Annotated in this window: 8 protein-coding genes; 3 read left to right on the top strand and 5 right to left on the bottom strand. The window is 72.5% G+C overall.

The features are described from left to right. Positions 1-199 precede the first annotated feature (199 nt). The 3 genes from AC07CM_RS46045 to AC07CM_RS46035 all read right to left on the bottom strand — a co-directional run bounded on the left by AC07CM_RS46045 (position 200) and on the right by AC07CM_RS46035 (position 2,701). Positions 200-808 (bottom strand): TetR/AcrR family transcriptional regulator, encoded by a 609-nt coding sequence (locus AC07CM_RS46045; RefSeq protein WP_478882547.1) that lies wholly within the window; start codon positions 806-808, stop codon positions 200-202. Continuing rightward, positions 805-1,626 carry a sugar phosphate isomerase/epimerase family protein gene (locus tag AC07CM_RS46040; RefSeq protein WP_478882546.1) on the bottom strand — a complete coding sequence of 274 codons (822 nt, stop codon included), beginning with the start codon at positions 1,624-1,626 and terminating at the stop codon, positions 805-807. Before AC07CM_RS46040 ends, AC07CM_RS46045 begins: the two co-directional genes overlap by 4 nt. A gap of 142 nt (positions 1,627-1,768) precedes the next feature. Then, the gene (locus AC07CM_RS46035) at positions 1,769-2,701 is read right to left on the bottom strand and encodes a Ppx/GppA family phosphatase (protein WP_478882545.1); all 933 of its coding nucleotides are present in this window, start codon (positions 2,699-2,701) and stop codon (positions 1,769-1,771) included. A 71-nt stretch (positions 2,702-2,772) separates the two neighbouring features. Here AC07CM_RS46035 and AC07CM_RS46030 point away from each other — a divergent pair, with 71 nt between their 5' ends. Then, entirely contained in the window at positions 2,773-3,618 is an 846-nt protein-coding gene (locus AC07CM_RS46030) for a DUF3109 family protein (protein ID WP_478882544.1), read from the top strand. 37 nt (positions 3,619-3,655) lie between these two features. Here AC07CM_RS46030 and AC07CM_RS46025 read toward each other — a convergent pair whose 3' ends face one another. Next, complete coding sequence (locus AC07CM_RS46025) at positions 3,656-5,338, bottom strand: BACON domain-containing protein (RefSeq protein WP_478882543.1); 1,683 nt, start codon at positions 5,336-5,338, stop codon at positions 3,656-3,658. Between the two features lie 200 nt (positions 5,339-5,538). Between AC07CM_RS46025 and radA the strand changes: the two genes are divergently transcribed. Both radA and disA read left to right on the top strand, forming a co-directional pair. Beyond that, positions 5,539-6,948 carry a DNA repair protein RadA gene (radA, locus tag AC07CM_RS46020; RefSeq protein WP_478882542.1) on the top strand — a complete coding sequence of 470 codons (1,410 nt, stop codon included), beginning with the start codon at positions 5,539-5,541 and terminating at the stop codon, positions 6,946-6,948. 81 nt (positions 6,949-7,029) lie between these two features. Beyond that, entirely contained in the window at positions 7,030-8,154 is a 1,125-nt protein-coding gene (gene disA, locus AC07CM_RS46015; RefSeq protein WP_190016897.1) for a DNA integrity scanning diadenylate cyclase DisA, read from the top strand. Positions 8,155-8,318: 164 nt separating this feature from the next. On the opposite strand, the gene AC07CM_RS46010 is transcribed toward disA, so the two are convergent. Further along, entirely contained in the window at positions 8,319-9,149 is an 831-nt protein-coding gene (locus AC07CM_RS46010) for a hypothetical protein (RefSeq protein WP_478882541.1), read from the bottom strand. Positions 9,150-9,265 lie beyond the last annotated feature (116 nt).

Genomic DNA, 9,265 nt, shown 5'->3' with positions numbered 1-9,265 from the left:
GGAGGCGCGCATAAGGGCGCGGGCGCCCGCCATGTTGCGGCCGTGGGTGACTGTGCGGGACCTCAGCTCGGGCATCGTCGCTCGCTCCTTCGAAGACCGTCCGCCAGAGAGTTCTGACTCCCTCCGAGCGTACGCCGACCCTCCAAGGACTGGACAAGGTTGTCCGGAATACGGGACGCGTGTTTCACGGAGCGCCCTGTCAGGGCCGCGTCAGATGCCCCTGCACCACCGGAGCCACCCGCGCGATGATCTGCTCCAGGTCCGCCGACGCCAGCGGCTCCAGCTTGATCACGTAACGCATCATCGCCGCGCCCACCAGCTGGGCGGCCGCCAGCTCGGCCCGCAGTTCCGCGTCCGGCAGGTCCAGCTGGGCGGCGATGCGGCGCAGCAGCTGGGAGGCGACGAGGCGGCGGAAGACGGCGGCGGCGGTCTCGTTGTTCACGGCGGAGCGCAGGATCGCGAGCAGCGGCGTGCGGGTCGTGGGGTTCTCCCAGACGCCGAAGACGAAGCGGGTGAGCCGCTCCCCCACCCCCTCCAGCGGGCCGGCGGCCAGCGCGTCGGGGGCGTTCAGGGCGGGCGCGAAGGCCACCGCGATGGCCGCCTCGAAGACCTGTTCCTTGGTGCCGAAGTAGTGGTGGACGAGCGCCGAGTCGACCCCGGCGGCCTTGGCGATGCCGCGTACGGACGTCTTCTCGTACCCGTGCTCGGAGAACTCCTCGCGGGCCGCGCCCAGGATCCGGTCCCGGGTGTCCGCGGACTCCGCGCGCGGGGGGCGGCCGCGGCGGCGGGCGCCGTTCGCCCCGGTCATCGCCGGTGCGCCTGCACGGTGGCGGCCAGGTGTGCGCGTGTGAAGGCCAGGGCCTCGGCGAGGTCGGCCTCGCGCTCGGCGCTGGACATCGCCCGCCGGGTGTTGACCTCGATGACGACGTGACCGTCGAAGCCCCGGCGTCCGAGCCGCTCCAGCACCTCGGCGCAGGGCTGGGTGCCACGGCCGGGGACCAGGTGCTCGTCCTTGGCGGAGCCCCGGCCGTCGGCGAGGTGGACGTGCCCGAGGCGGTCGCCCATGCGGTCGATCATGTCCAGCGCGTCCGTGCGGGCGGTCGCGGTGTGGCTGAGGTCGATCGTGAAGTGCCGGTAGTCGTCGTTGGTGACGTTCCAGTCGGGCGCGTACGCCAGCATCTCGCGGTCGCGGTAGCGCCACGGGTACATGTTCTCGACGGCGAACCGTACGTCCGTCTCGTTCGCCATCCGCCAGATCCCGGAGACGAAGTCGCGGGCGTACTGCCGCTGCCAGCGGAACGGCGGGTGCACGACCACGGTGTCGGCGCCCAGCTTCTCGGCGGCCGCCCGGGCCCGCTGGAGCTTGACCCAGGGGTCGGTGGACCAGACCCGCTGGGTGATCAGCAGGCAGGGGGCGTGAACGGCCAGGATCGGGATGCCGTGGTAGTCGGACAGGCGGCGCAGGGCCTCGATGTCCTGGCTGACCGGGTCGGTCCACACCATGACCTCGACGCCGTCGTAGCCGAGGCGCGCGGCGATCTCGAAGGCCGTCGCGGTCGACTCCGGGTACACGGAGGCCGTGGACAGCGCGATGCTCACGTCCGTTGGTTCAGCCACGTCCGTCACCTTAAAGGGTTGAGTGGTGGGGGTGTCGGGTGCCTGTTCGCCGTTGTGACGTTTGCCATTCGGGCGAGTGCGGCCGCGTCGTGATTGTTCGCGCCCACGCGGCGCAGCCGCATGCCGACACGGTCCCGCACCCCTGAGTACGTCAGTCCGAACCCATGTGATCAAGCCGCCGGAGAATCACGCCCTCGCGCAGGGCCCACGGGCACACCTCCAGGCTCTCTACGCCGAACAGGTCCATCGCGCCCTCGGCCACCAGCGCGCCCGCGAGGAGCTGGCCGGCCCGGCCGTCCGAGACCCCGGGGAGTTCGGACCGCTGTTCCGCGGACATGCCGGACAGGCGGGGGACCCAGGCCTCCAGGGACTCGCGCTTGAGTTCGCGCTGGACGTAGAGGCCGTCGGCGCTGCGGGCGGCGCCCGCGATGCGGGCCAGCTGCTTGAAGGTCTTGGAGGTGGCGACCACGTGGTCGGGGGCGCCGAAGCGGCTGAATTCACCGACCGTCCGGGCTATCTGCGCCCGGACGTGGCGCCGCAGGGCGCGGACGTTCTCGGGGTCGGGGGGGTCGCCGGGCAGCCAGCCCGCGGTGAGCCGGCCGGCGCCGAGCGGCAGGGAGACCGCGGCGTCCGGCTCCTCGTCGATGCCGAAGGCGATCTCGAGGGAGCCGCCGCCGATGTCGAGTACCAGCAGCTTCCCGGCGGACCAGCCGAACCAGCGGCGGACGGCGAGGAAGGTGAGCCGGGCCTCCTCCTCGCCGGTGAGCACCTGGAGCCGAACGCCGGTCTCCTCCTCCACGCGCGCGAGGACGTCGTCGGCGTTGGTGGCCTCCCGGACCGCGGAGGTCGCGAACGGGAGCAGGTCCTCGACGCCCTTGTCCTCGGCGGCCTGGAGCGCCTCGCGCACGACGTCGACCAGCTTGTGGATGCCGTCGTCGCCGATGGCACCGCTGCCGTCGAGCAGCTGGGCGAGCCGAAGTTCGGCCTTGTGCGAATGCGCGGGCAGCGGGCGCGCGCCGGGGTGAGCGTCCACCACCAGCAGATGCACCGTGTTCGAACCCACGTCCAGGACACCGAGTCTCATGTACGGAACGCTACTGCCAGATCCTCCGTCCTCGGTGCCCGGAGCGGCTCCTGGCCACTTACCCTGGACGCGTGCCAAAGACGAAAAAGGCGAACTCCGGGAAAGCTGTAAAGGCGGACAAGGCGGACAAGAATGCCAAAACCGCCAAGGTGTCGAAGGTGAGCGACGAGAAGGGGCTCGACTTCGCGCGCGCGTGGGTGGAGTTCCCTGATCCGGCGGACGACGAGCAGGTCTTCCGCTGCGATCTGACATGGCTGACCTCTCGCTGGAACTGCATCTTCGGCAGCGGCTGCCAGGGCATCCAGGCGGGCCGCGCGGACGACGGGTGCTGCACGTTGGGTGCCCACTTCTCCGACGAGGACGACGAGAAGCGGGTCACCGAGCACGTGGCCAGGCTCACCCCGGAGATTTGGCAGAACCACGCCGAGGGCACCCGGAACGGCTGGATCTCCGAGGACGACGAGGGGTCCCGGCAGACGCGGCCCTTCCAGGGCTCGTGCATCTTCCAGAACCGTCCCGGCTTCGCGGGCGGCGCCGGTTGCTCGCTGCACATCCTGGCCCTGAAGGAGGGCCGCGAGCCGCTGGAGACCAAGCCGGACGTGTGCTGGCAGCTGCCGATCCGGCGCACGTACGACTGGATCGACCGGCCGGACGACACGCGCGTGCTGCAGGTGTCGATCGGTGAGTACGACCGCCGGGGCTGGGGTCCGGGCGGCCACGACCTGCACTGGTGGTGCACGTCGGCGACCTCGGCGCACGGCGCGGGCGAGCCGGTGTACGTCTCCTACCGGGCGGAGCTGACCGAGCTGATGGGCAAGGCGGGCTACGACCGTCTGGTCGAGCTGTGCGAGCGGCGGCTGGCGTCGCAGCTCCCGCTGGTGGCACCGCATCCGGCGGATCCGGAGCCGGGCGCCTAGCCGGTTATGGCCCGCCGGCCCGGCCCGGCAGACGTCGTCAGCTGTCCGCGGGGCTCGGGCTGCCGTCATCGCCGGGCGGGGGTGACGAGCTCGGTGGCTCCGACGGGGTCGGGTCGCTGGGGCTGGGGCTCGGGTCGGTCGGGGACGGGGACTGGCCGGTCGGCGGGTCCGTGGGCGTCGAGGGCGGGGGCGTCGGGTCGGGGCTGTGGGTCGCGGGCGGGGTCGAGGGGCCGCTCGGGGCGGTGCCGTAACCGTCGATGGAGACCACGGCGCCGGCCGGTGAGATCGCCACCTGGGCATGCCAGTGGCCGGACGGCTCACGCAGATGATCGACGTACACCTTGATCGTCAACGTGTCACCGGGGTCGAGGGTTCCCGCGGACTGGCTGAGGTAGAGCCAGGCCGCCGAGGTGGACGCGGACCAGCGGACCGGGTCCGCACCGGAGGCGGTGAGGGAGATGAACGTGGTGTCGCCGTCGTTGCGCGCGCTGACCGTGAGCTGTCCGGACCCCTTGCGGTCTCCTCCGTCGACACTGATGACCTCTACGGAGACGTCCGGCCTGCCGTCCTTGCCCGGGCCGCTGCCGGGCTTCACGCTGGCGTTTCCGGCGTTCTCGTAGCCGCCCGCGGCGTCGCTGCCGAGCGCGTCGGGGCCCTGTGCCTCGCGCGCGGTGGCCGCGCGGCCGTCCTCGTCGGCGGTCGGGGTGCCCCGGTAGGCGGCCCACAGCGCGAGCACGGGGGCCGCGACGACGGTGGCGACGACGGTCGTGGTGACGGCACGCGCGCGCAGCCGGTCACGGCGGGCCGCGCGGTCCTTGGGGTCCATCGGGAAGCCGCGCCGGTCGAAGCGGGGTACGGCCGCGCCCCGCGCGCGCGGGTGGTGCGCGAGGGCGACGTGCAGGGCCGCGCGGGGCGCCTCCAGGACCGGCAGCTCGGCCGGGGTGACCGTGGCGCCGGGCCAGTGGCCGGGAACAGCGCGCTCGGCGGTGCGGCGGCAGCGGGGGCAGTCGTCGACGTGCCGGACCAGCTCGCGGCGCAGGACCGGGCTGAGGACCAGCCGGCTGTCTCCGGTGAGGTGGCTCACGCTCGGACAGCCGCCGGTCTCGACCACGGCGAGCGCGGCGCGGGTGCGCTCGACCTCGCAGGCCGCGGAGGACAGCAGCTCGCGCGCGGTGGCGGGCTGCATGCCGAGGACGGCGGCGACCTCGTGGGCGGCCAGACGGTGGCGGACGGCGAGCTCCAGTGCCTCGCGCTGCTCGGGTGTGGTGCCGGCCGCCTCCGGCCAGGCGAGCAGGGCGAGTTCGCGGCGCCGTTCCTCCTGGACCTCCGGGGAGACGGGCGGCTCGGGTGCCTGTTTCGCGACCGGACGGCCCGCCGCGTGGGTGGCCTGACGTTTCTGCTTGGCCTGGGCGAGTCCGCGCAGGCACGCCCAGCGGGCCAGCGCGTACAGCCAGGCCCTGCGGTCTGCGGCCGCCTCCGGAACGCGCTGCCCGCGCCGCTCGGCCAGCGCCAGGACGTCCCCGAGGGCGGCGGTGGCCGCGTCGTGGTCGCACAGCACCGAAAGGCAGTAGGTGAACAGACCGTCCAGGTACGGCTCGTAGCGCGCCGGAGGCTGCTGGGCCAGCGTGCGCGCGGCGGCTCGGTCGCGCACCTCCCGGTGCGCCCGGTGCGCCCGGTGGGTGCCGGTGGTGCGGATCGTGGTCTGAGAACTGCTGCTCATCACCTGTGCGACCGTAGGCGGCGGCAGAGTGTCCCTACTTGCACCTTGAGCACTTTTAATCCGTACGGGTGAAACGATCCCTCATAAGGGGACGGGAACCTCGTATTCCGCGGCTCGAACCCGATGGGCCCTGGCCGGGACCCGTCCACCCACATGCGCCCCGGGCGGGCGTTGTCAGTGCCGCGGGCTACGGTTTCCGCATGGCTGCCCGTACCAAGACCACCAAGGACCGACCGTCCTACCGCTGCACCGAGTGCGGCTGGCAGACGGCCAAGTGGCTCGGCCGCTGCCCCGAGTGCCAGGCCTGGGGCACGGTCGAGGAGTACGGAGCGCCCGCGGTCCGTACGACGACACCGGGCCGCGTCACCACGTCCGCGCTGCCCATCGGGCAGGTCGACGGCCGGCAGGCAACCGCCCGCGCGACCGGCGTGCCGGAGCTGGACCGGGTGCTCGGCGGCGGGCTGGTGCCCGGCGCGGTCGTGCTGCTCGCGGGCGAGCCGGGCGTCGGCAAGTCCACCCTGCTGCTGGACGTGGCGGCCAAGTCGGCGAGCGAGGAGCACCCGACCCTCTATGTGACCGGCGAGGAGTCGGCGAGCCAGGTCCGGCTGCGCGCCGACCGCATCGGCGCCCTCCACGACCACCTGTACCTGGCCGCCGAGACAGATCTGGCCGCCGTCCTCGGCCACTTGGACGCCGTGAAGCCGTCCCTGCTGATCCTCGACTCGGTGCAGACGGTGGCCTCCCCGGAGGTCGACGGCGCGCCGGGCGGCATGGCCCAGGTCCGCGAGGTGGCCGGTGCCCTGATCCGCGCCTCCAAGGACCGCGGGATGTCGACGCTGCTGGTGGGCCACGTCACCAAGGACGGCGCGATCGCGGGCCCCCGGCTGCTGGAGCACCTGGTGGACGTCGTCCTGCACTTCGAGGGCGACCGGCACGCGCGCCTGCGCCTGGTCCGGGGTGTGAAGAACCGCTACGGCGCCACGGACGAGGTCGGCTGCTTCGAGCTGCACGACGGGGGCATCACGGGGCTCGCGGACCCCAGCGGACTCTTCCTGACCCGGCGTGACGAACCCGTCCCGGGCACCTGCCTGACCGTCACCCTGGAGGGCCGCCGTCCACTGGTGGCGGAGGTGCAGGCGCTGACCGTGGACTCCCAGATCCCCTCCCCGCGCCGGACCACCTCGGGCCTGGAGACCTCGCGGGTGTCGATGATGCTCGCGGTGCTGGAGCAGCGCGGCCGGATCAGCGCGCTCGGCAAGCGGGACATCTACTCGGCGACGGTGGGCGGCGTGAAGCTGTCGGAACCGGCCGCCGACCTCGCGATCGCCCTCGCCCTCGCCTCGGCCGCCAGCGACACCCCCCTGCCCAAGAACCTCGTCGCGATCGGCGAGGTGGGTCTGGCAGGCGAGGTGAGACGGGTCACGGGCGTGCAGCGCAGGCTCGCCGAGGCCCACCGGCTGGGCTTCACGCACGCACTCGTACCGGGCGATCCGGGCAAGGTCCCGCCCGGGATGAAGGTCCTGGAAGTCGCCGACATGGGAGACGCGCTCAGGGTCCTGCCGCGCTCCCGTCGCCGAGAGGCCCCACAGGAGGCGGAGGACCGCCGGTAGACTTTGCCCAGGTCTCGCCCGTCCGTACGAACCGAGTGCGCACGACGGCGGCGCCCCAGAACCTGCGACCGGAGGAGTGCAGTGGCAGCCAACGACCGGGCAGCAGCTCCCGGAAAGTCCGGTGGGAGTGCCGGTTCCGATCGCCTGATGCGCGCCTCGCTGAGCGCCGTGGCTCCTGGTACACCCCTGCGTGACGGCCTGGAACGGGTCCTGCGCGGCAACACCGGCGGGCTGATCGTCCTCGGCTCCGACAAGACGGTCGAGGCGATGTGCACGGGCGGTTTCGTCCTGGACGTCGAGTTCGCCGCCACCCGGCTGCGGGAGCTGTGCAAGCTGGACGGGGGCATCGTGCTCTCCTCCGACCTGTCGAAGATCCTGCGGGCCGGCGTGCAGCTGGTCCCGGACCCCACGATCCCGACGGAGGAGACGGGCACCCGGCACCGCACCGCCGACCGCGTCTCGAAGCAGGTCGGATTCCCCGTGGTCTCCGTCTCCCAGTCCATGCGGCTGATCGCCCTGTACGTCGACGGGCAGCGGCGCGTGCTGGAGGACTCGGCGGCGATCCTCTCCCGCGCGAACCAGGCGCTGGCCACCCTGGAGCGGTACAAGCTCCGGCTGGACGAGGTCGCGGGCACGCTGTCGGCGCTGGAGATCGAGGACCTGGTGACGGTCCGGGACGTGTCGGCGGTGGCCCAGCGGCTGGAGATGGTCCGGCGCATCGCCACCGAAATCGCCGAATACGTGGTCGAACTGGGCACCGACGGTCGTCTTCTGGCCCTTCAGCTGGAGGAGTTGATCGCCGGCGTCGAGCCCGACCGTGAGCTGGTCGTCCGGGACTACGTCCCCGAGCCCACCGCGAAGCGCTCCCGCACGGTGGACGAGGCACTGTCCGAGCTGGACGCCCTCAGCCACGCCGAACTCCTCGAACTCGGCACGGTGGCACGTGCGCTGGGCTACACCGGCTCCCCCGAGACCCTCGACTCGGCGGTCTCCCCGCGGGGCTTCCGTCTGCTGGCGAAGGTGCCGCGTCTGCCGGGTGCGATCATCGACCGGCTGGTGGAGCACTTCGGCGGCCTGCAGAAGCTGCTGGCCGCCAGCGTGGATGATCTCCAGACGGTGGACGGGGTCGGCGAGGCCCGGGCGAGGAGCGTACGGGAAGGGCTGTCACGCCTGGCCGAGTCGTCGATTCTGGAACGCTACGTCTGAGTTTGGGCAGGCGCGTCTCGTCGTCGGCCGCGGGCCCGTCGTGGCTCGTCGCGCAGTTCCCCGCGCCCCTGCGGAGTCGCATCCCCGTCTGCCGTATGGGCGCCGTAGCCACGCGGCCGCGGACTGCCACGGCCCCGCCCGCGGCCGGCCTCGGCCGGCGGACGCTAGTCCGCCGACAGTACGAAGGACGCCTGGGCCTTCGGGAAGCCCGGGGTCGCGGCCTCCAGCAGGTACGTCCCGGGCTTCGCCGAGCCCGCCGCGGGCGTCCCGCACTGCGGGGCACTCGGCTTGCGGTCCCACTTCACGGTGTACGTGATGCTCTGCCCGGCGGGCACCCGGAACACCAGGCTCGCGGCGCCCTTCGGGCAGTCGCCCGAAGACCAGTAGTCGTCGTTGCCGTCCGCGGGCGTGACCGTCAACACCGCTTTCTTCGGCCCGAGATCGACCTTGCAGTCGGTGGAGGCGGCGTTCTTCGCGGTGAGTTCGAAAGTCGGCGTCTGGTCCGGCGAGTAGGAGTTGTGCAGACTGCGCAGGCTCAACGTGACCGATCCAGCCGTGCAGTTGGGCAGCGAGGAGGAAGCCGGCAGAACGTCGCCCGTACCGACGTCGCCGCCGCCCGAACCCGCACCCGAACCGGAGCCGCCGGCGGAGCCACCCGCGGAGCCCGACGCCCCGGAGCCGCCCTTGCCGTCCGAACCCGAGCCGCCGTCCGACCCGGAACCGCCCCCGCCGGCGGAGTCCCCGCCGCCCGACTCGTCGCGTCCACCCGGGTGCTGGCTGATCGCGGACCCGGAGGGGGACGGCCCCGGCGTGATCGTGGAGGCGGGATTCTTGCCGCTGGACCCGCCGGCGTCGTTCTTGCCGCCACCGCCGCCGGACGTCACGATCCAGGTGATCAGCAGCGCCAACAGGGCGACCACCGACACCAGTACGACCCTCCGTCGCCAGTAGATGGAGGAGGGAAGCGGCCCGACCGGATTGCGCAGAGATCCCACGGCGCAAACTGTACGAGAGATCGGCGCGCTTGCTTGCGCCACCCGCCGCCCGAGCCCAACTTTTCCGGATCATCATCCCGGCAACTTCCGCGGGGAAAAGGGGCCTTCACACACCG

Source organism: Streptomyces sp. NPDC044061 (genome assembly GCF_056434305.1).
This window is presented reverse-complemented; position numbering and strand designations above follow the sequence as displayed.

Excerpts from the sequence above, each read along its gene's own strand:
- AC07CM_RS46035 (WP_478882545.1), bottom strand. The coding sequence starts at position 2,701 with ATGAGACTCGGTGTCCTGGACGTGGGTTCGAACACGGTGCATCTGCTG.
- AC07CM_RS46045 (WP_478882547.1), bottom strand. The coding sequence starts at position 808 with ATGACCGGGGCGAACGGCGCCCGCCGCCGCGGCCGCCCCCCGCGCGCG.
- AC07CM_RS46025 (WP_478882543.1), bottom strand. The coding sequence starts at position 5,338 with ATGAGCAGCAGTTCTCAGACCACGATCCGCACCACCGGCACCCACCGG.
- radA (WP_478882542.1), top strand. The coding sequence starts at position 5,539 with ATGGCTGCCCGTACCAAGACCACCAAGGACCGACCGTCCTACCGCTGC.